We start from the raw sequence: 20,600 nt of genomic DNA, 5'->3' as shown, positions 1-20,600 counted from the left end.
ATACGCTATAATGCAGATAACACTTTGATCGAGAGCATGACGGGACAGGGAATTCAGCGAGCCGATGGACGGTGTGAATCGGCCGAATGCCTGGCATGGTAGCTCGGGAGTAGATACTGCGACTGCGGAAGTGGTATCCGGGAACCACCGTTATCGGATTGAGAGGTGTGCTGTGCACACAACTTAGGTGGTACCGCGAGCAAATCGTCCTAATTTTTTGGGGCGATTTTTTTGTTCGATCGATTTTAATTCGTTAGGGAGTGACGTTATGAGTGAAACAGATATGTCAACAAAGTATGATCCCACGACTGTCGAGGCTGGGATGTATAAAAAGTGGCGTGACGCTGGCTATTTTAAGCCCAGCGGTAATCCAGAGGCTAAACCATACAGCATTGTAATTCCGCCGCCCAATGTCACGGGTAAGCTGCACATGGGCCATGCCTGGGACACGACTTTTCAGGATATGATCATCCGGCAAAAACGGATGCAGGGGTTTGATACATTATGGCTGCCTGGTATGGATCACGCCGGGATCGCGACTCAGGCTAAGGTAGAAGCCAAATTGCGGAAGCAGGGTGTATCACGTTACGATCTTGGTCGGGATAAGTTCATTCAGCAAGTGTGGGAATGGAAAGACGAATACGCCAAAACAATCCATGAACAGTGGGCCAAGATGGGGTTGTCGCTGGATTATTCGCGGGAACGGTTCACCTTGGATAAGGGTCTGTCAAAGGCGGTCCGCAAAGTCTTTGTGGATTTATATAATGAAGGCCTAATTTATCGAGGACAATACATCATTAACTGGGATCCCGAGTTGCGGACGGCTCTTTCTGACATTGAAGTGCTCCACCAAGATGATCAGGGCGCGTTCTATCACGTGAAATATCCTTACGTGGATGGTTCTGGGTATATTGAAATTGCGACCACTCGGCCAGAGACTATGCTTGGTGATACAGCCATCGCGGTGCATCCTGACGATGAACGCTATCAAGCGGTTGTCGGTAAAGAAGTGATTTTACCACTGGTTGGCCGAAAGATTCCGATCATTGCCGATCGTTACGTGGACATGCAATTCGGTACTGGGGCAGTGAAAATTACTCCAGCGCATGACCCCAATGACTTTGAAGTCGGTAATCGTCACAACTTGGAACGCATTAACATTATGAACGACGATGCGACAATTAATGATCAAGGCGGCAAGTATGCGGGCATGGATCGGTTCGAGGCGCGCAAAGCGATCGTGGCGGATCTGAAAAAAGAGGGTTACTTACTGTCCGTTGAACCCATTGTCCACAGCGTTGGGCACTCTGAGCGCTCTGGCGTGCAAGTCGAACCGCGTTTGTCGACTCAATGGTTTGTAAAAATGAAGCCGTTGGCTAAGCGGGTATTAGACCAGCAAAAAACGGATGATAAGGTTCACTTTGTGCCAGAACGATTTGAACACACACTCATTAATTGGATGGAAAACATTCATGATTGGGTGATTTCTCGCCAACTGTGGTGGGGTCACCGGATCCCGGCTTGGTATAACAAGGAGACCGGTAAAATTTACGTAGGCATGGATGCACCTGAAGATCCCGAAAATTGGGAACAGGATCCAGATGTGCTGGATACTTGGTTCTCCAGTGCACTATGGCCATTTTCAACACTCGGTTGGCCTGATACACAGGCGCCTGATTATAAGCGTTATTTTCCGACCAATACGCTGGTTACCGGTTACGATATCATCCCATTTTGGGTGGCCCGGATGATTTTCCAAAGTGAACACTTCACGAATCAGCGGCCTTTTGATCATGCACTGATTCATGGCCTGATGCGGGATTCTCAGGGACGCAAGATGTCAAAGTCACTGGGTAACGGGATCGATCCCATGGATATTATCAGTAAATATGGTGCAGATGCCTTACGCTGGTATTTATCCACGAGTTCAACTCCGGGGCAAGATGCTAACTTCAGTGAACAAAAACTGGAAGCGGCGTGGAATTTCATCAACAAGATTTGGAATATTTCTCGCTTTGTCTTGATGAATCTGGCGGATACACCAGCCAGCAATACTCCCCCGGATCCGCAGACGTTTGATTTGGCAGATCGTTGGATCTTCTTCCGGTTGAATGAAACCATCAAGAAGGTCACCCGGCTAACGGATCAATTTGAGTTTGGTGAAGCTGGGCGGGCGCTTTACAACTTCACATGGAATGATTTTGCCGATTGGTATGTGGAAATGAGTAAGGAAGTTCTTTACGGCACGGATGAAACAAAGAAGTCGGAAAAACGCCGTAATCTGCTTTGGGTACTGGACATGACACTGCGTATGCTGCATCCCACGATGCCCTTTGTCACAGAAAAAATTTGGCAAGCCATGCCCCATGCGGGTGAGACGATCATGTTGGCCCAATACCCACTTGCCCATGATCAATTTGCGGATGCGTCGGCGGCGGCAGATATGGACTGGATTATTGCGTTGGTTCGTTCTGTCCGTAACATCCGCTCCCAGGCCAACGCGCCATTGAGCAAACCCATTAGACTGCAAGTGTATCTGGCAGAAGAACGGCTTGGCCAGGTCTTTAATGCCAACAAACCGTTCATTCAGCGGTTTGTGAACGCCAGCGACATGGAGACTTTAACGGGCACTCAACCGGCGGCATCAGCCAAGGTCATGACTGCTGTTATTCCAGGCGGGGAAGTTATTATCCCATTGACTGAACTGGTGGATATGCATGCCGAGATTGAACGTTTATCGAAGGAACACGACCACTTGCAGCAAGAAGTGGATCGGGCCAATAAAAAATTGGCCAATCAGGGCTTTGTCGCCAAAGCACCAGCGGCGGTAGTCGCTGCTGAGAAGCAAAAACTGGCTGAGTATCAAGAACAGTTGAAGACATTGACCAAGCGATTGGCCGACTTACGGGAAAATGACGCATGAATTACCAAGAAGCGATTCACTTTATTCACGGTCGACCCCGATTGCACCGTAGTCGGGAATTGACGGAGATTAAAGAATTTTTGGCCGCTATTGGGCATCCTGAACAACAGGGCCATTTTATTCACGTGACTGGCACTAACGGTAAAGGCTCGGTTGCCGAGATGGTAACTGAAATTTTATTGGCCAGCGGCCTGCGGGTCGGTCGATTCGTTTCTCCGTTTATTACTCGGTTTAATGAACGTATCCAAGTCGATGGTCACAATATTAGTGATACCGACTTGGCTGACACCACTACGTATCTGGCCAACGTGTTGCGGCACATCCAAGCGGAACGGCCGGACTTTGCACTCACTGAATTTGAGTTTGTGACCGCTCTGGGCTTTTATTATTTTGCTCAACGAAGAGTGGCTGTAGCGGTCATTGAGGTCGGCATTGGCGGGGCCCACGATAAAACCAATGTGATCACCCCCGATGTGTCGGCCATCACGACGATTGGAGCGGACCACTTGGAACTGATTGGGCCTACCTTAGATGATGTCGCCGCTGAAAAAGCGGGTGTCATCAAAAAAGGCGTACCCGTAGTGGTGGGGGAAATTGCCGCCCCCCAATTGGCGATTATCAAAGCATATGCGCTGCGAGAGCATGCACCGCTTTTCCACTTTGGTGAAGCCTTTCAATTGCTTCACCCGCGCTTGCAACCGGCACAACATCGCTGGTTGTTTGACTTTGCAAATGAAGCTGCGGGGATGCATTATAAAAATATTGCGTTGCCCAGTATTTCGGCTTATGAGGTCCATAATGCGGCCACGGCCATTCAAGTCGCGGTACTGTATTTCGCGCAGAATCATGGGCAGTTGAGTGAGGGTGCCATTCGTGAAGGAATGGCTAACTTTCATTGGCCCGCGCGGATGGAATTGCTGCACGAAAAGCCCTTTGTACTTCTGGATGGTGCCCATAATGTACCCGCTGTACGGGCACTGATCGACAGTGTCCAACAGGCTTTTCCCGGTGTGACTGTGCACTTGATTGCCTCGTTTTTACAGGGCAAAGATGCAAAAAAAATGTTGCAATATTACATCCGGGCAGGATTTGATATTGTCGGAACAGACTTTAAAGATCCGCGTTTGTTGCCTCTGGCGCAGTGGCCTGAGATGCCGCAGCCAATTCGTCATATTCATGATTGGCGCGCGGCATTGGCGGTTGTGCTGCAGGAAACAGATGAGGACGATTTGATCATTATTGCGGGTTCTTTGCATTTTGTTTCCACTGTGCGGGAATCCTTGTTAGGAGGTGATGATGACGACGTATAATGGTGTAATTTTTGATATGGATGGGGTCCTCGTGGATTCTGAACGATTGTATTTAAAGGCTAACCTGGCCGCTGGCAAGGCCCAAGGATTGACTTTGACGGCCGCTGATTATGCACCATTGGCCGGCACCACCAATGCCACAGCCCGGGCGTTTTACCAGAAGTATTTTCCTGGCAACCGAGCCCAAGAATTTTTGGATGACACATACGCTTTGGTGGATGAGTATGTTGCGGCCGGTGATTTACGACCCAAACCCGGTGTTGCCGAGCTGTTAGAAACTTTGCAAAAAGCCGGGATTCCGTTGGCTGTTGGCTCCAGTAATTATCACACAATGGTCCATCGGTTTCTGGCCAAGATTGGCATCACGGATCGTTTCTCAGCGATTGTAACGGGTGATGATGTAGCCCATGGCAAACCAGCGCCTGACATTTTTTTGGCTGCTGCCAAAGCTTTAGACATCGATCCAACCCGCGCACTGGTCGTGGAGGACTCAGTGAATGGTATCCAAGCTGCGCTGAATGCCGAGATGACACCGGTACTCATCCCCGACCTGCGTTCTGCGGAACAAGTAGTACAAGAAGTCGGTCGGCCAATCCTGGTTGCTCCCGACCTCCTGCACATTGCTGAACTCTTTTAATTATCAGCTGCCAGTGCATACACAGAGATCAAGATAAAGGTTTGAACCATGATGGCTGTAATGCCAATGTGGGGAAAAACTTTTATCTTGGTCTTTTTTGTGCACTGATTGATGCCCAAACTTTTGTTCTTCTGCATATATAGTGAGTGAGGACCAATCAAGAGAGGACGATTAGGCATGGAAGAAGTGGCAGTGATGTTACCCCGGGAAAAAGCGACGCAGTTCGGCGTCGGGGCATTAACCGATCAGGAGTTGATTGCACTCATGTTGGGCGGCGGGAGCCGTTACCAGTCCGTATTTCAAATTGCGGAAGCAATCATTAACCAATATCACTTTTTGCCAAATTTGCAATATGCTGGGCTCGCAGAATTATCTCGAATTGCTGGTGTCGGTCCGGCTAAGGCATTGATGCTGGCCGGCGGCATCGAACTCGGACGGCGGGTCGCCCATCAACTCGGGGACCGGTTTGGCCGAATCGATTCGGTAGAGAGTGCCGCCAAACATCTTATGGATTACTACGCTGGTTGTACTCAAGAAGAGTTCATTGCAATTTACTTGGATGCAAAAAATGCTGTCATTGCCGAACAAATGTTGTTTAAAGGAAGTCTGACGGCATCTATTGCCCATCCCCGTGAGGTATTCGCCGGCGCACTGCGTTTTGCTGCTGCCCACATCCTTGTCGCGCACAATCACCCTAGCGGCGATCCGACTCCGTCACAACAAGACTTGATGTTAACTGAACGGTTGGTTAGTGTCGGTGAAATTGTGGGGATCGAAGTGGTGGATCACTTGATCGTTGGGCAAGATGACTATGCCTCCATTCGTAGCTGTCATCCTTGGTAAAAATCCGAAGCTTTTCTAAATATCTCCTGAAAAATTGGGCGCGACTGGTGCAATATGTTACGGTAATGTGGAATTGAAAACAGCGATGGAAAACCCGTTCACTGTTATACTGGAGACGTAGTGGCAGAGAAGCGACTATGTTATAATTATCGATATTAAGTATCCGCGGATGCGCTTTGAAGGAGAGAAATTCTCGTGTTTGGATTTGGTGCGAAAAATATAGGTATTGACTTGGGCACAGCCAATACATTGGTATATGTAGAAGGCAAAGGTATTGTGCTCAGTGAACCTTCTGTCGTGGCCAAGGACACCAATACTGGTGACGTGCTGGCAGTCGGTTCTGAGGCTCGGGACATGATTGGCCGTACACCAGCCAGTATTGTGGCGATTCGGCCGATGAAGGATGGGGTCATTGCAGACTATGACACCACCGTGGCAATGATGAAGTATTTCTTACAAAAGGCTGGTTCTACTGGCAAGCCTTATGTCATGGTTTGTGTACCTTCTGGAGTCACAGAAGTCGAGAAACGGGCAGTGACAGACGCGACCCGGGTGGCTGGCGCTAAGGACGCCTACGTCATTGAAGAGCCTTATGCCGCGGCAATTGGTGCAGGTTTGCCTGTCATGGATCCGACTGGCAGTATGGTTGTCGACATTGGCGGCGGGACGACAGATGTGGCCACGATTTCACTGGGTGGGATTGTTTCTGCCCGGTCTATTCGGATGGCTGGTGACAAGATGGACGAAGCAATCACTTCCTATGTTCGTCAAGAATTCAACTTGTTGATCGGTGAACGGACCGCAGAACAGATCAAGATGGAAATTGGCTCTGCCTCAATCGAAGGGGCAAAGGATTTAGGCCCGATGTCCGTACGCGGCCGGGATTTGGTTTCTGGATTGCCAAAGACGATTGATGTGTCTGGTGAAGATGTGGCCAAAGCCGTACAAGAAGTGGTCCAGGCCATTATCGAAGCCATCAAAGATACGTTGGAAGAGACATCACCGGAGATTGCGGCAGATGTCATTGATCGCGGCATTGTGCTGACTGGCGGTGGTGCATTACTTAAGAATTTGCCGGGCGTGATTTCTGATGCCACCGGTGTACCAGTATTCATTGCACAAGATCCACTGGAATGTGTTGCAATTGGCACAGGGGAGTCGCTGAAACATATCGAGTTGATGAAACGTCGTTCCCGGTAATGCAAACTGTGTTTGCATTGTGTTTGCACAGATTGGTATTGGAGTGAGAAACGGGAATGCGCAAATTCTTTGCTAACAAGAAATTGATCATCGTCATGATTATTTTGATCGCCACGCTTAGCACCGTGGCGTTATCTTTTCGTGTTCGTGAGAATCGCAGTGCGCCACCGCTTATTCAACGTGTGGCCAATGACATCAGCAACACAGCTGCGGCGATTGTTTCCGCACCGATGGTCGCGATTCATGACGGCTTCAACAATGTGACGGATCTAGTCAACACATACAACGAGAACCAAGCATTGAAGAAGGATATTACACAATGGCAGCAGACGAAAGCCACGAACAGCACGTTGAAGCAGGAAAACAGTCAGCTCAAAAAGCAGTTGAAATTGAATGCCACACTGTCTGATTACAAACAAATTCCGGCGAGCGTCACTTCTCGGCAACCCGCGGATTGGGAAAATATTTTTATGATCAATAAGGGCAGCTTGCAAGGTGTCAAGAAAAATATGCCCGTTGTGTCTGGCGCTGGGTTAATTGGTCGGGTGATTGAAGTCAATAATATCTCATCCAAGGTAGAACTTATTTCCACTGCCAATACCAACGCTGATCGCACAGCTGTGGAAATCGTGAACAAGAAGGATGAACACATCAATGGGATCGTCTCGGGTTACGATAAAACGGACGAGGCCTTGACGATGACCCAAATCAACACCAAAAATGCCATCGAGAAGGGGGACACAGTCATTACTTCTGGACTCGGTGGTTTAACTCCCAAGGGGTTGTATGTCGGTAAAGTGGTCAGTGTCAAAAATGATGACTATGGTCGGCCAGCTACCGTTTACCTTAAACCAGCGACTAACTTGAATGACTTTTCTGTTGTGACAGTGATTAGTCGGGATGTACAAGGGGGGTAATGCGGATGGATCGACGACATTTCATCGATATCTCAATTGTGGCCTTTTTGGGGCTTTTACTGGATGGGGCATTGTCATTTGCCGGGCAGGGAATCTTGATCACTCCCCAATGGCAGGTCGCACCCAGTTTTTTATTACTCTGGCTGACGTTTGTGACATACCTAATGCCCAGTGACGGCCGATTGCTCTGGCTAGCGGTGGGGCTAGGTATTGTCTATGACTTTTACTATTCCGGAATCATCGGTTTTTACGCCATCGCATTTCCTGCAATCGTCTATGGTATCCAATGGGCCCGAGAATATTTACCGATTTCCGGTGTGTATGCGGTTCTGCTATACTTTATAAGTATTGTTGTGGTGACCAGCGGTGTATATTTTGGCCATCGGTTTCTTGGTGTTGGCGGCGAGGGCTTTGTCGGATTCGTCAGTCAAGTGCTATGGCCGACAATCGTGGTCAATGTCGTGGTTGCGGGTTTGTTATATGTCCCGTGCAATCGATTATTGGCTCGATGGCGTGTGGAATCTTAAGTCAGATGGGGTGAAGTAATGGCAAGTGCGACGTTGAAGGGTAAAAAAGATGGTTATGAAATCCAGTTGGCAGCATCGGCGTCATTCGCCGAGAACCTGTCAGATTTAGCGGCTTTGTTTAAGCAGGTGCAGACCCAGCAAGCATTATTGCACGAAGAATCCGCTAAGTTTACGATTGCGAGTGGAGAGCGGTTGCTTGATGAAGATCAAAAGGCAGCGATTCAGGCATTACTCAAGCCTTATCCTGGATTTCAAATCATTAATTTTTCTGCCGCAGTCATCCCCCAAACCAAAGTGGCGAACCTCTTGGCGACACCGCATGTACCGGTTGCTGTCGGCGTCATTCGCAGTGGCCAGGAACGGCGTTTTGACGGTGACGTATTATTTATTGGGGCTGTTCATTACGGAGGTGTGTTACGCGCAACTGGTAACATTTTCTGCTTGGGTGAAGTGGCAGGTATTGTGCACGCAGGTTATCCAAATGATGCCGAGGCCATTGCAGTGGGCGATTTTACGGGGGCCACGCAAGTTCATATTGCGGACACCATGGATATCGTGGATGCCCATAATACCAAGCTCACGGCGCATTCATTTGCTTATGTGAATGATTTGCACGCGTTGGATTATGCTGACGATATTGCGCTTAAAGAATTACGGCCGCGATTATATCAGAAGCTGGAGGAATAACATGCCCGCAATTGCATTAGTCATCACTTCTGGGAAAGGTGGTGTCGGTAAAACCACTTCTACCGCTAATATTGGCACAGCCCTCAGCATCATGGGTAAACGTGTTTGTGTTGTCGACTTAGACTTGGGATTGCGCAATCTGGATATCATGATTGGCTTAGGCAATCGGATTATTTATGACATTGTGGATGTCGTCCAGGGCCGGGCGACGTTGCACCAGGCCTTGGTGAAAGACACCCGGTTTGAAGACCGGTTAGTACTGTTGCCAGCGGCCCAAGATGCGGATAAAAATGTATTGACACCTGCTGCTGTCCGAAATATTGTGGAAGCTTTACGCAGTGAGTTTGATTATATTTTAATCGATTGTCCGGCTGGCATAGAACAAGGATTTCGCAATGCTTTGGCTGGAGCAGATGGGGCGGTGGTGGTCACCACTCCGGAATTGTCGGCCATGAGTGACGCTGACCGAGTAATTGGATTAATCGAAGCACACCGAATGCCAATTTCCCCTCGCTTGATCGTGAATCGGGTGCAGCCAGAAATGATCGCTGCTGGCACCAGTTTAAGTGTACCGGCCATTGCCCATCGCTTAGCCTTACCGCTTTTAGGTTTTATTGTGGAGGATAATGCAATCATTACGGCGGACAATCGCGGTGAACCGGTGGTGTTTGACACTAATTCTAAACCCGGGGCGTGCTTCCGGAACATCACTGAAAGATTGATCAACCCGCAAACGCCCCTGTTGCCGGTACCAACGATTAAAAAAAGTTTTTGGGCAAAGTTGTTTAACCGGGGTTGACAAAGTCGGCCATGGTCAGTATGCTTATTTTTAATTTCATATTCATTCAGCGTGCGGAAGAGTAATGCCGCTATCCTGTCCAGAGAGTCTTCAGTCGGTGTGAGAAGATCAGGGTTAGGTATGAACCACATCCGTGTCTTGTGACTCCTGAACACCAGTAGGGAGCTCCGGGGAGACCCGTTATTGTCGGCACCGTTGTTTGACGGTGATAGAGTCTGGGTATTTTTTGACCCAGAGAAGATAAGGTGGGACAGCGCGCAATACGCCCTTAAGATCAAGATGATCTTAAGGGCGTATTTTTGTATTCGCGCAGTTTGATGGCACGCTGAAGAGATATCAAGAGGAGGATTCGGTCATGAATTGGCAATATATCAGTTCAATTTTACCTGCACTGCTGGCGGGTACACAAACCACATTAGTCATTTTTTTCACGACTTTAGTGCTTTCGGTACCTTTAGGTATTGTCGTCTCAGTAGGTTTGCGCAGCCATTTCAAACCATTGGCATGGATATTGAAAGGTTACGTCTGGTTGATGCGAGGCACGCCGTTACTGTTGCAATTAATTTTTATCTTTTACGGATTACCAGTGATTCAAATTTACTTTGACCGGATGAGTGCCGTTTTCTTGGCTTTTGTTCTCAATTATGCGGCGTATTTCGCTGAAATATTCCGGGGTGGACTGCAAGGTATTGATCAAGGACAATATGACGCTGCGAAGGTCCTTAAATTGAGTTCGTGGCAGACATTTCGGTTGATTATTTTGCCGCAAGTGGTCAAATCAGTTATTCCAGCAGTCGGTAACGAGGTCATTAACCTGGTCAAGGATTCATCGTTGGTTTATGTGTTAGGGATCGGTGATTTGTTACGGGCGGGCAATATTGCATCTGCTCGTGATGTGACCCTGGTGCCGCTGGTGTTAGTGGGCGTAGTGTATCTCCTGTTGACTGCATTACTCACCTGGGGATTGCACTCTCTTGAAAAGCACTATGCGTACTATCGTTGATTGGAGGAAAAAATGATGCTGACACTGAAAAACATTTCAAAGAAGTTTGGCGATCGGGTGATTTATGACAATTTCAATATGTCGATTGCGGACGGTGAAACCGTTGGAATCGTAGGGCCCAGCGGTGCCGGGAAAACCACATTGCTGCGCATCATGACCGGTTTGGAACCAGCCGACCAAGGAGAAATCTTGTTGGCAGATAAAATAATTGATCCATATCGTAATCGCCGGGATGCGGGTAAGATTGGGGTCGTTTTCCAAGATTTCCAATTGTTTCCGCACCTTAATGTACTCGCCAATGTGATGATTGGTCCACTTAATGCGTTGGCTGAAGACAAACAAACGACGCAAAAATCCGCCACAGCGCTTTTGACGCAATTAGGATTAGCCGATCACTTGCAGGACTATCCATACCAACTGTCTGGCGGTCAAAAACAGAGGGTGGCCATTGCCCGCGCACTTATTTTGCAACCTGCCGTATTGGCATATGATGAACCAACTTCAGCACTGGATCCGGCCATGACAAAGGATGTCGCGGCCTTAATTAACCAATTTGCCGAACAAGGTATGACCCAGGTGGTGGTTACCCACGACATGCCGTTTATTGACCTATTGGCACCCCGGGTGATTCAAGTGGGGGAGGAGAATACGGATGAAATTGTCTAACAAAAGACGGGGAATGACACTGCTCGTCTTTGCGGTATTCTTGATTTTGTTGATCAGTGGCTGTGCGCGCCGTATCCCTGCCGGCGACAGTACGAGCCAAATTGAGCAGCGCAAAACAATCGTGGTGGGGCTGGATGAGACATTTGTCCCAATGGGATTTCGAGCGAAAAATGGTCAACTATCCGGCTTCGATATTGATCTGGCTAAAGCAGTAGGCAAAAAAATAGGCTTGAAGATGGTCTTCCAGCCAATTGATTGGGACATGAAAGAAACAGAACTGCGCAATCACACCATTGACCTCATTTGGAATGGCTACACTGAGACTGCCGAGCGTAAGCAGCATGTCGCTTTTTCATTGCCCTATCTGACTAACCAGCAAATTATTGCTGTGACCAGGGCCAGTGGTGTGCGGACAATTGCTGATTTAAAAGATAAAATCATTGGCGCTCAAACAGGGTCCTCTGCAGCCCAGGATATTGATCGGTTTCCTAAATTGTTGAAGAATCGAGTCAAAAATCATGCGCCAATTCTTTATGACAGTTACAATGACGCATTCATTGATTTAGGCGCGAACCGTATTCAAGGACTGGTGCTCGATTCGGTGTTTGGGGAGTATACGATTGCGCATTCTGGTGATCCAAAAGCGTATGCGATCATCAACAGCGGTTTTCCCAGTGAAGAATTTGCTGTGGGAATGCGTAAATCTGACAACCAATTACGCACAAAAATAAACCGAGCATTACGCGCCTGCGCCGCAGACGGGACAATTACTCGGCTCGCAAAGAAATGGTTTGGTGACGCAGCGGTGATTGCGCCTACGCTTGAGGGGCTGACGACAAATAGTAAATCGCGCCAATAACGACAGATCCGACGGTGAAGATGAGCATCACCCAAATGAAAATGTGCAAGATCTTGTCAAAGGTGCTCCGTTCTTTTTTCAAAATACCTACCACCTTGTTTTTCATGCTGCGCTTAGTTTACTATTGATTTAATGATTGTGCAATTGGAGGAAGAAAATGGGGCGTTGGGTATATCTAGGATTTTTACCCTTGTTGCTGCTCATTGTGGGCGGCGGATATAATTTTCTATCGACACGGTGGCACGGCAAACCTCTTCGGTTGGCTAGCTGGTTGGTGATACCGCAACTGCTTGGTATTTTCATTTTGACGTATCCCAAAGATGGCATCGGGGTGACCTTGCTACCGATCTGTATTTTGACCGCAGTGGGCTTTGGCATTTTGTACTTAATTTTAAGGATCGTCCGGGATCACGACCTGTTACTAAGGGATTTTTTCCGGTCCTACTGGCGTTATTTGGCTCTTTTGTCGGGCGGTTGGTATGTATTTGCGCTAATCCTGTGGGGAATCACCAATTTTTAACACTGATATAATATTTGTGAAGCAGACGTGGGCAAATTTGCCGGCGTTTTTTTTTTTGGGGTGACAGGCGAACATGTGTACTATTTTACAAACGGTTTTACGAATAATAGTGGCTTGGTGGAAAAATATTTCCTTTTTCTGGGGCAATGTGGTGGCAGGTGGGGGATTGTGGTAAACTGATTTTATCAGGTTCCCAGGGGGTGAGACAGGTGCTCATGGGTGAATATCACCATACAATCGATGCAAAAGGACGCTTGATTGTACCGGCTAAGTTTCGTTCGGAATTAGGCCCAACATTTGTTCTGACACGGGGATTGGACAACTGTTTGTTCGGTTATCCGCTAAAACAGTGGGAAAACATCCAAGAACAGCTTGCTCACCTTCCTACAAACAAAAAAGACGCGCGGGCATTTACCCGTTTCTTCTATTCGGCGGCTGCTGAAATGATTGTCGACAAGCAGGGCCGCATTAATGTCCCAGAAAATCTTTGTCAATTTGCAAAGTTAACCAAAGAATGTGTCTTCGTCGGCGTGTCGTCTCGTATCGAAATATGGGATCAACCGACTTGGAAAAATTACATGGAGCAATCTGCCGGTAATTTCGATCAATTGGCGGAGGACCTCATGGATATCGATTTATAAGGGAAGTGAATGTCAGTGGTCTATGAACACCACACAGTTTTACGGCAAGAAGCCGTGACCGGATTGGCGATTGAGGCAGGCGGAACTTACGTCGACGCCACATTTGGCCGGGGCGGTCATACACAGTTGTTGTTAGAGACATTAGCGCACAGTGGTCAAGTGATTGCTTTTGACGCTGATGAAGCGGCTATTGCAGCAGGCCATAAGCGATTTGCTCAAGAAATTGAAAATGACCGGTTAGTTTTGGTCCACGACAACTTTCGGCATATTGCCACCGACATTCCCACCATCACCGCGGCGCCGATTCGGGGTGTCTTATACGATTTAGGCGTTTCCTCACCGCAGTTTGACGATCCTACACGGGGATTCAGTTACCGGTTCGACAGTCCTTTAGATATGCGGATGGATCAAACCCAACCACTGACTGCACAAAAAATCGTCAATGAATGGTCCCAGCAAGATTTAGCCAGGACAATTCGCAGATATGGGGAGGAACGCTTCGCAGGATCAATTGCCAAACGAATCGTTTTGGCCCGCGGCGTTCATCCAATTGAAACCACCGGCCAGCTCGCTGACTTGGTGAAAGAAGCGATTCCGGCGGCTGCTCGCCGCACCGGCGGTAACCCGGCTAAACGAACTTTTCAGGCCATTCGTATCGCGGTCAATGATGAGCTGGGGGCACTGCAAGATTCACTGGAAGAGGCGATTACAGTGTTGGCTGCCGGGGGGCGCTTATCTGTCATTACCTTCCAATCATTAGAAGACCGGATTGTTAAAAAAGTGATGCAGGTACATGCCACGAGTAAGCAACCTGCGGATTTACCGGTGTTGGGCCCACCGCCTGATGTCGACATGAAATTGATCACGCGTAAACCGATCCGTCCTAGTGCAGAGGAATTGGCCGCTAATCACCGTGCGCACAGTGCTCGACTGCGGATCGCTGAAAAACTTTAAAAGGAAAACTTAATTTATAAAAGTGTAAGGAGTTGTTGACGATGATTGAACAAAAGGAACTTAATTGGGGACAAGGTGGTGCCGCACCTGCACGAAAAGAGGCGCCTGCACCCAAGCAACAGCCCAATCCAGTCCCTGCTGCACAGCCTGTACCAGGCCGAGTACCGCTCAATGGTTTGGAACGGGTGCTAATTGCGGCAATTGCGCTAATCAGCGGAATCTGTATGCTCACCATCGTCAGCATGCAGGTAGGTTTGACCACGACCCAGCGGCAATATCAAAACGTGACGGCAACGGTGGCCGATAAGCGATCACAAAATAACGACTTACAGCAAGAGATTGGAGAGTTAACGAGTTCTCAACGATTGAATGAATTTGCCAAGAGCCATGGTTTAACGCTCATTGAAGGAAATATAAGGAATATTGGTCGATGAAACAAAAACAACCTGAACGAAAGTCTACTAACCCAAAGACCCGGCGCAATCGCCAAATCGTCGGTATTATCCTGTTGACGACGGTCCTGCTATTCTTTGGGCTTGTCGTCTTTCGCTTTTTTTATATCACTGTCAGCGGTCAGGTGGACGGCGTTAATTTGGCAGCGAAGACCCGTCGAATTTATACGCAGGAGACTGTCCTCAAAGCCAAGCGCGGTACGATTTATGCGAGCAATGGCGATGTCATTGCAGAAGATTCCAGTGTTTACACGATTTTTGCGGTCATTAACCACCGCAATGTGGATTTGAAAGGTAAACCGCTCTATGTGACTAACGTGGATAAAACCGCCCAAGTTTTGAGTCAATACCTATCGTTATCTGCTGACCAGATTAAGAATTACTTGCAACCAACGAGTAAAAAGATTAATCAAGTTGAATTTGGACCTGCGGGTAAAAATATTGACTTGGCCACTAAAAATAAAATCGCAGACGCTAAGCTGCCTGGAATTTTTTTCCGAGCCCAACCTGCTCGGTTATACCCAAATGGCACCTTTGCTAGTCATGTGATCGGTATCGCTCAATTAAAAGATCCAAGCAAGGAGGAGACGGATCAAAATGGTCAATTAACGGGTGTCATGGGCATTGAAAAACAATTCAATGCCATGCTTACAGGGGTCAATGGCCGTCAACAAGTCCAGACCGATCTTTATGGATATGAGTTACCCCAATCTAAGGTGATTACTAAGAAGGCCAAGGACGGTGACAACATGACGTTGACCATCGACTCCCGGCTGCAAAACAACTTGGAAACGTTGATGCAAGGTGTACAGGACAAATACCAACCACTGGGCATGAATGCGATTCTGATGAACGCTAAGACGGGGGCAATTTTAGCAGCTTCACAACGGCCGACTTTTGATGCATCGACTAAAAAAGGCATGGCCGCCATGTGGCGCGATACATTGGTGGAGGATGCTTATGAACCAGGGTCAGTCATGAAGGTCTTGTCCATGGCGGCCGTGGTTGACTCTGGCCACTACAATCCGAATGCCACTTATCAATCCGGCGCAGTGACCCTGGATGGCAGTACGATTCGGGATTGGAACTATTCCGGGTGGGGGACGATCCCATTCAATCAAGTATTACCGCGTTCTAGCAATGTGGGCATGGTCCATTTGGAAGAACTCATGGGCAAAGCCACTTGGCAAAAGTATCTGAACCGATTCCATATGGGTGAAAAAACTGGTATTTCATTGCCAGGTGAAGTCTCTGGCTCTTATCAATTTAAGCAGGCAGTGGATCAGGCTAATACATCCTTTGGGCAAGCAATCAATGTGACTGCGATGCAGATGATGCAGGCGTTTTCTGCTGTGGCCAACGGTGGCAAGATGATGCAGCCGCAAATTGTAAGTCGTGTCACCAATCCCAATACGGGCAAAACAAAAAAGTATCGTCCCCACCAAGTCGGCACACCCATTACTGCCGCCACGGCGGCCAATGTCCTCGACCAGATGCGCACTGTGGTGAACAACAAAGAAATCGGCACTGGTATGGCTTATCAAATTCCAGGTGTCGACTTGGCAGTCAAAACGGGGACGGCCCAGATTGCGGATCCAAAGGGCGGCGGTTATCTGACTGGTAACAATAATTACTTATTTTCTGTCGTGGGGATGGCACCGGCAAGCAATCCACAATATATCCTCTACATCACGATGAAACAGCCTCAAAAAATGACTGCACCGGCCGAAACAATTTTGGCTAGTATTTTCAAACCGTTGATGACCCGCGTGATCAGTTATGGCAAGACGGGCAGTGCGGCTACCACTGACACCGTGTCGATGCCGGATGTGACGAATCAGTCCACTGCGGAGGCCAAAGCGGCGTTGGCTAATGTCGGTTTGAATCCCGCCATCATTGGCAGCGGCACGAAGGTAGTCCAGCAGTTGCCCAGGACTGGCACCAAACTCCTATCTGGTCAACGCGCTGTCCTGTTAACGAATGGCGCTGCTTTAATGCCTAATGTGACAGGCTGGTCAAAAAATGATATTTTGAAGCTGGCCGAAATCACTGGGATTCATGTATCATTTACCGGTAGTGGTTACGCGATTGCGCAATCTGTGGCTGCAAACAGCGTCATTACCACTGCGTCGACTGTGACAGTAACATTAAAACCCCGATAAGTTGGAGAGTGAATCATGATTGAATTGGTAACATTGTTGGTGAGCTTCTTGGTGACGGCGGCAGCTGAACCATTATTGATTCGGTATTTCCGACGGCACCATGAAGGACAAAAGATTCGTGCGGAAGGGCCCAAATGGCATGCTAAGAAAAGCGGCACGCCGACGATGGGCGGTATTGGCTTTTTGTCGGCGACTACACTCACTGTGTTGATCGTTGCGGCAGTGACCGGCCAGATCCGGCGTACATTACTGGTGCTGTTGTTGGTCTTAGTGGGATTTGGACTCATTGGTTTTGCTGACGATGGGCTCAAGTTGTTTTACAAACGCAACATGGGTCTCAAAGCCTGGCAAAAGCTGCTCGGACAAATTGTGATCAGTGCCATCTTTCTCTGGGTTTATTTTTCCGAACATATGCCCTATACGTTGGTCATTCCGGGATTTGGTCTCGTTACCAGTGCCGTCTTCTTCTGCCTATTTTGTGTCTTTTGGCTAGTCGGTTTTTCTAATGCCGTCAATCTGACTGACGGTCTAGACGGTTTAGTAGCTGGCCTGGGGATCATTTCTTTTGGTGTGTATGCCTGGATTGCTTGGCAAGAGCAGCGCATGGATGTGTTATTGGTAACCCTGGCAGTGGTTGGATCCTTGGCCGCTTTCCTCATCTTTAACCATAAACCGGCCAAGATATTCATGGGTGACTTAGGGTCCCTCGCATTAGGCGGTTTGTTAGCTGCCGTGTCCATCATGCTGCATCGAGAATGGTCGCTGCTGTTGGTTGGGATCGTTTTTGTCGTGGAAACAGCCAGTGTGATTTTACAGGTGGCCAGTTTCAAATTAACAGGCAAAAGAATTTTTAAAATGACCCCGATTCATCATCATTTCGAAATGAGCGGCTGGAGTGAATGGCGGGTCGTATTAACATTTTGGTTTGTTGGCGCGTTAGGCGGATTATTATACTTATTGATTTGGTAATTAATTGTATCTAAGGGAGCGAGTATCTTGAAAATGGTAACAACGTACCGGAATAAAAAGGTTTTGGTGATTGGTTTGGCCAAAAGCGGGGCCAATGCCGCCCGGTTGCTGCAAGATAAATTAGGCGCGTTTGTCACGGCGACTGATATTAAGCCGTTTAATGAAAATCCGGCTGCCCAGGCCTTGCTTGACGATGGCGTTCGCGTGATTACAGGCAAGCAGCCGCTGGCTTTGATGGATGAAGACTTTTCCTTAGTCGTCAAAAATCCGGGTATTCCGTACGACAATCCCTTAGTGGATCGTGCTGAAAAAAAGCATATACCAATCATTACTGAACCTGAGCTGGCGTTTGAAATTTCAGAGGCTCCCTGGATCGGCATTACCGGCACCAACGGTAAAACCACCACGACGACCCTCATCGCTGAAATGTTAAATGCCAAACGGACTGAGGGCAAGGCATATCTGGCGGGTAATATCGGTATCCCAGCTAGTGCGGTGGCCGAGAAGGTGACACCGCAAGATACGATGGTGGTTGAATTATCCAGTTTCCAATTAGCCGGCACGACGCATTTACGGCCCCATATTGCCGTATTAACCAATATTTATTCTGCCCATCTGGATTATCACAAGACCCGGGCCAATTACATCGCAGCAAAAATGAAGATTGTGGCTAATCAAAATGCCGCCGATTTCTTTGTCGTGAACTGGGATAGTCCAGAATGGCAGGGACTGTCGCATCAGACAAAAGGCCAAGTCGTTCCGTTTTCTCGCAAACAGGTGGTGTCTAATGGCGCTTATTTAAAAGACGGTGAGTTGTATTTCCAAGGCACTCCAATCATTGCGGCAGAGGATATTCGGATTCCGGGGGCCCATAACATAGAAAATGCTTTGGCGGCCATTGCTGCCGCTAAATTGGCCGGGCAAAAGGATAACGATGCCATTGCCCACGTGTTGAAAACTTTCCCAGGGGTCAAGCATCGGATGCAGTATGTGGAGACCTGGCAAAACCGAAAAATTTACAACGATTCTAAAGCGACGAATATTGTATCGACAGAAGTCGCGTTACGTTCTTTCCCAGGTCCCGTGGTATTGATCGGCGGCGGATTGGATCGTGGTTTCACGTTTGAAAAATTGATTCCATTGCTGAAAGATCATGTCCGGGCCATGGTGGTGTACGGTCAAACCAAGAAGCTGATGGCGGCGACAGCCAAACAAGCAGGAATCGAAAATTTAACGGTGGTTGATACCCTGGATGAAGCCGTACCGTTAGCCATGCATGCCAGTCGGCCCGGTGATGTGGTGCTTTTCTCACCAGCTGCCGCCAGTTGGGATCAATTCCATACGTTTGAAGAACGGGGCGATCGCTTCATCGCTGATGTCAACCAGTTCATCAAGGAGAATCCATCATGAGACTGATGATTTCTGGTGGCGGCACCGGCGGCCACATATACCCCGCGTTGGCGCTGATTCGCCGGCTGCAAGAAAGAAAATTACTGGATGCCATCCAGTATGTCGGCACGCCCAACGGATTGGAAAGTCGAATTGTACCCGCAGCGGGCATTCCCTTTAGCACCATTGAATTACAGGGGTTTAATCGTCGGAATTTGTTCGCAAATTTTCGAACGGTGGATCTGTTTTTGAAGGCTGTTCATAAAGCCAAAGCAATGGTGCGCGAGTTTCAGCCAGATATTGTCATCGGGACCGGCGGTTATGTGTCATCAGCACTGGTATATGCGGCCGCACGGGAACATATTCCAACCATGATTCATGAACAAAATTCCATCGCTGGCGTCACCAATAAATTTCTGGCCCATTACGTGGATAAAATATTGATTGCCTTTCCGGACGCAGCTGATCAATTTCGACAAAAAGATAAAATTGTTTTGGTCGGTAATCCTCGGGCACAAGAAGTGGCTGGACTCCAGCCCAACGCACGACTGGCGGATTTTCAGTTGTCGCCTAATCGGTCGACAGTCCTGATCTTCGGCGGCAGCCGCGGGGCAGCGCCAATTAATGAGGCTGTTTTATCGGCATTGGCCGAATTTGGCAGTCAAAGCTATCAGGTCCTCTTTGTTACCGGTAATGTGCACTATCAAAATGTTTTGGATCAATTGGGCGATAAAGCCGTGCCCAACAACGTCAAGATTGTGCCTTACGTGGACGACATGCCTGCCATCTTGCCGGATGTCACATTACTTGTCGGACGCGCAGGGGCCACCAGCATTGCGGAAATCACCGCATTGGGAATTCCCAGCATTCTGATTCCTTCCCCCTATGTGACTCACAATCACCAAACTAAAAATGCTAGCAGTATGGCCCAGGCGGGAGCTGCCGTGATGTTGCCGGAAACGGCATTGACAGACAAAACATTACTGAATGCGATCACCGCCATTATGGGGGATGACGATCGCCAAGCTAAAATGAAAAAAGCGACATTGGCACTCGGTCATCCCCATGCATCAGATGACATTATTCAACTCATGCAAGACTTGATTCAGGCATAAGCTAAGTGAGTGAAAGGAGTGGCGCGT

Annotated in this window: 21 protein-coding genes and 1 other annotated feature; of the genes, 20 read left to right on the top strand and 1 reads right to left on the bottom strand. The window is 48.4% G+C overall.

The annotated features are described in order from the left end of the window. The first annotated feature begins 15 nt into the window (after positions 1–15). Positions 16–215, top strand: a binding site (T-box leader). A 53-nt stretch (positions 216–268) separates the two neighbouring features. The 12 genes from FD09_RS03215 (at position 269) to FD09_RS03160 (ending at position 12,371) form a co-directional block, all read left to right on the top strand. After that, entirely contained in the window at positions 269–2,923 is a 2,655-nt protein-coding gene (locus FD09_RS03215) for a valine--tRNA ligase (protein WP_057818259.1), read from the top strand. After that, on the top strand, positions 2,920–4,233 hold the full coding sequence (locus FD09_RS03210; protein ID WP_057818257.1) for a bifunctional folylpolyglutamate synthase/dihydrofolate synthase: 1,314 nt from the start codon (positions 2,920–2,922) through the stop codon (positions 4,231–4,233). Before FD09_RS03215 ends, FD09_RS03210 begins: the two co-directional genes overlap by 4 nt. Beyond that, positions 4,220–4,870, top strand: a complete 651-nt coding sequence (locus FD09_RS03205) for an HAD family hydrolase (RefSeq protein ID WP_057818255.1) — start codon at positions 4,220–4,222, stop codon at positions 4,868–4,870. Before FD09_RS03210 ends, FD09_RS03205 begins: the two co-directional genes overlap by 14 nt. A 177-nt stretch (positions 4,871–5,047) precedes the next feature. Next, complete coding sequence (gene radC / locus FD09_RS03200) at positions 5,048–5,713, top strand: RadC family protein (RefSeq protein WP_057818252.1); 666 nt, start codon at positions 5,048–5,050, stop codon at positions 5,711–5,713. Positions 5,714–5,908: 195 nt separating this feature from the next. Further along, positions 5,909–6,913 carry a rod shape-determining protein gene (locus FD09_RS03195; RefSeq protein WP_057818250.1) on the top strand — a complete coding sequence of 335 codons (1,005 nt, stop codon included), beginning with the start codon at positions 5,909–5,911 and terminating at the stop codon, positions 6,911–6,913. 56 nt (positions 6,914–6,969) lie between these two features. Continuing rightward, positions 6,970–7,830: a rod shape-determining protein MreC gene (gene mreC, locus FD09_RS03190; RefSeq protein ID WP_057818248.1), complete on the top strand. Its 861-nt coding sequence runs from the start codon at positions 6,970–6,972 to the stop codon at positions 7,828–7,830. A 5-nt stretch (positions 7,831–7,835) separates the two neighbouring features. Beyond that, positions 7,836–8,357, top strand: coding sequence for a rod shape-determining protein MreD (gene mreD, locus FD09_RS03185; protein WP_057818246.1), 522 nt, complete (start codon positions 7,836–7,838; stop codon positions 8,355–8,357). Positions 8,358–8,375: 18 nt separating this feature from the next. Next, on the top strand, positions 8,376–9,044 hold the full coding sequence (locus FD09_RS03180) for a septum site-determining protein MinC (protein ID WP_057818244.1): 669 nt from the start codon (positions 8,376–8,378) through the stop codon (positions 9,042–9,044). Position 9,045: 1 nt separating this feature from the next. Then, a complete protein-coding gene (gene minD / locus FD09_RS03175) occupies positions 9,046–9,843 on the top strand; it encodes a septum site-determining protein MinD (protein WP_057818242.1) in 798 nt (265 codons plus the stop codon). Positions 9,844–10,198: 355 nt separating this feature from the next. Continuing rightward, complete coding sequence (locus tag FD09_RS03170; protein WP_057818240.1) at positions 10,199–10,846, top strand: amino acid ABC transporter permease; 648 nt, start codon at positions 10,199–10,201, stop codon at positions 10,844–10,846. Between the two features lie 15 nt (positions 10,847–10,861). Further along, entirely contained in the window at positions 10,862–11,512 is a 651-nt protein-coding gene (locus tag FD09_RS03165) for an amino acid ABC transporter ATP-binding protein (protein WP_057818238.1), read from the top strand. Continuing rightward, positions 11,499–12,371 (top strand): amino acid ABC transporter substrate-binding protein, encoded by an 873-nt coding sequence (locus tag FD09_RS03160; RefSeq protein WP_057818236.1) that lies wholly within the window; start codon positions 11,499–11,501, stop codon positions 12,369–12,371. Before FD09_RS03165 ends, FD09_RS03160 begins: the two co-directional genes overlap by 14 nt. Here FD09_RS03160 and FD09_RS15840 read toward each other — a convergent pair. Next, positions 12,328–12,477, bottom strand: coding sequence for a DUF4044 domain-containing protein (locus FD09_RS15840; RefSeq protein ID WP_083487476.1), 150 nt, complete (start codon positions 12,475–12,477; stop codon positions 12,328–12,330). The two genes, FD09_RS03160 and FD09_RS15840, sit on opposite strands and share 44 nt — an antisense overlap. A 51-nt stretch (positions 12,478–12,528) precedes the next feature. On the opposite strand from FD09_RS15840, the gene FD09_RS03155 reads away from it, so the two are divergent. From FD09_RS03155 to murG, 8 genes are all read left to right on the top strand, one after another. Next, positions 12,529–12,891, top strand: coding sequence for a DUF3397 family protein (locus FD09_RS03155; protein ID WP_057818234.1), 363 nt, complete (start codon positions 12,529–12,531; stop codon positions 12,889–12,891). 209 nt (positions 12,892–13,100) lie between these two features. After that, positions 13,101–13,532 carry a division/cell wall cluster transcriptional repressor MraZ gene (gene mraZ / locus FD09_RS03150; protein WP_057818232.1) on the top strand — a complete coding sequence of 144 codons (432 nt, stop codon included), beginning with the start codon at positions 13,101–13,103 and terminating at the stop codon, positions 13,530–13,532. A gap of 9 nt (positions 13,533–13,541) precedes the next feature. Further along, on the top strand, positions 13,542–14,486 hold the full coding sequence (gene rsmH / locus FD09_RS03145) for a 16S rRNA (cytosine(1402)-N(4))-methyltransferase RsmH (protein WP_057818230.1): 945 nt from the start codon (positions 13,542–13,544) through the stop codon (positions 14,484–14,486). A gap of 41 nt (positions 14,487–14,527) precedes the next feature. After that, on the top strand, positions 14,528–14,920 hold the full coding sequence (gene ftsL / locus FD09_RS03140; protein WP_057818227.1) for a cell division protein FtsL: 393 nt from the start codon (positions 14,528–14,530) through the stop codon (positions 14,918–14,920). Then, on the top strand, positions 14,917–17,100 hold the full coding sequence (locus FD09_RS03135; RefSeq protein ID WP_057818225.1) for a penicillin-binding protein: 2,184 nt from the start codon (positions 14,917–14,919) through the stop codon (positions 17,098–17,100). The genes ftsL and FD09_RS03135 overlap by 4 nt, the downstream gene beginning before the upstream one ends. A gap of 12 nt (positions 17,101–17,112) precedes the next feature. Further along, complete coding sequence (gene mraY, locus FD09_RS03130) at positions 17,113–18,069, top strand: phospho-N-acetylmuramoyl-pentapeptide-transferase (RefSeq protein WP_420542915.1); 957 nt, start codon at positions 17,113–17,115, stop codon at positions 18,067–18,069. 27 nt (positions 18,070–18,096) lie between these two features. Beyond that, entirely contained in the window at positions 18,097–19,479 is a 1,383-nt protein-coding gene (gene murD, locus FD09_RS03125) for a UDP-N-acetylmuramoyl-L-alanine--D-glutamate ligase (protein WP_057818222.1), read from the top strand. Then, positions 19,476–20,573: an undecaprenyldiphospho-muramoylpentapeptide beta-N-acetylglucosaminyltransferase gene (murG, locus tag FD09_RS03120; protein WP_057818220.1), complete on the top strand. Its 1,098-nt coding sequence runs from the start codon at positions 19,476–19,478 to the stop codon at positions 20,571–20,573. Before murD ends, murG begins: the two co-directional genes overlap by 4 nt. Positions 20,574–20,600 lie beyond the last annotated feature (27 nt).

The sequence above is a fragment of the Schleiferilactobacillus perolens DSM 12744 genome (genome assembly GCF_001435585.1).
Taxonomy (GTDB): domain Bacteria; phylum Bacillota; class Bacilli; order Lactobacillales; family Lactobacillaceae; genus Schleiferilactobacillus; species Schleiferilactobacillus perolens.
This window is presented reverse-complemented; position numbering and strand designations above follow the sequence as displayed.

Excerpts from the sequence above, each read along its gene's own strand:
- FD09_RS03215 (WP_057818259.1), top strand. The coding sequence starts at position 269 with ATGAGTGAAACAGATATGTCAACAAAGTATGATCCCACGACTGTCGAG.
- FD09_RS03210 (WP_057818257.1), top strand. The coding sequence starts at position 2,920 with ATGAATTACCAAGAAGCGATTCACTTTATTCACGGTCGACCCCGATTG.
- FD09_RS03205 (WP_057818255.1), top strand. The coding sequence starts at position 4,220 with ATGACGACGTATAATGGTGTAATTTTTGATATGGATGGGGTCCTCGTG.
- radC (WP_057818252.1), top strand. The coding sequence starts at position 5,048 with ATGGAAGAAGTGGCAGTGATGTTACCCCGGGAAAAAGCGACGCAGTTC.
- mreC (WP_057818248.1), top strand. The coding sequence starts at position 6,970 with ATGCGCAAATTCTTTGCTAACAAGAAATTGATCATCGTCATGATTATT.
- mreD (WP_057818246.1), top strand. The coding sequence starts at position 7,836 with ATGGATCGACGACATTTCATCGATATCTCAATTGTGGCCTTTTTGGGG.
- FD09_RS03180 (WP_057818244.1), top strand. The coding sequence starts at position 8,376 with ATGGCAAGTGCGACGTTGAAGGGTAAAAAAGATGGTTATGAAATCCAG.
- minD (WP_057818242.1), top strand. The coding sequence starts at position 9,046 with ATGCCCGCAATTGCATTAGTCATCACTTCTGGGAAAGGTGGTGTCGGT.
- FD09_RS03170 (WP_057818240.1), top strand. The coding sequence starts at position 10,199 with ATGAATTGGCAATATATCAGTTCAATTTTACCTGCACTGCTGGCGGGT.
- FD09_RS03165 (WP_057818238.1), top strand. The coding sequence starts at position 10,862 with ATGCTGACACTGAAAAACATTTCAAAGAAGTTTGGCGATCGGGTGATT.
- FD09_RS03160 (WP_057818236.1), top strand. The coding sequence starts at position 11,499 with ATGAAATTGTCTAACAAAAGACGGGGAATGACACTGCTCGTCTTTGCG.
- FD09_RS15840 (WP_083487476.1), bottom strand. The coding sequence starts at position 12,477 with ATGAAAAACAAGGTGGTAGGTATTTTGAAAAAAGAACGGAGCACCTTT.
- FD09_RS03155 (WP_057818234.1), top strand. The coding sequence starts at position 12,529 with ATGGGGCGTTGGGTATATCTAGGATTTTTACCCTTGTTGCTGCTCATT.
- rsmH (WP_057818230.1), top strand. The coding sequence starts at position 13,542 with ATGTCAGTGGTCTATGAACACCACACAGTTTTACGGCAAGAAGCCGTG.
- ftsL (WP_057818227.1), top strand. The coding sequence starts at position 14,528 with ATGATTGAACAAAAGGAACTTAATTGGGGACAAGGTGGTGCCGCACCT.
- FD09_RS03135 (WP_057818225.1), top strand. The coding sequence starts at position 14,917 with ATGAAACAAAAACAACCTGAACGAAAGTCTACTAACCCAAAGACCCGG.
- murG (WP_057818220.1), top strand. The coding sequence starts at position 19,476 with ATGAGACTGATGATTTCTGGTGGCGGCACCGGCGGCCACATATACCCC.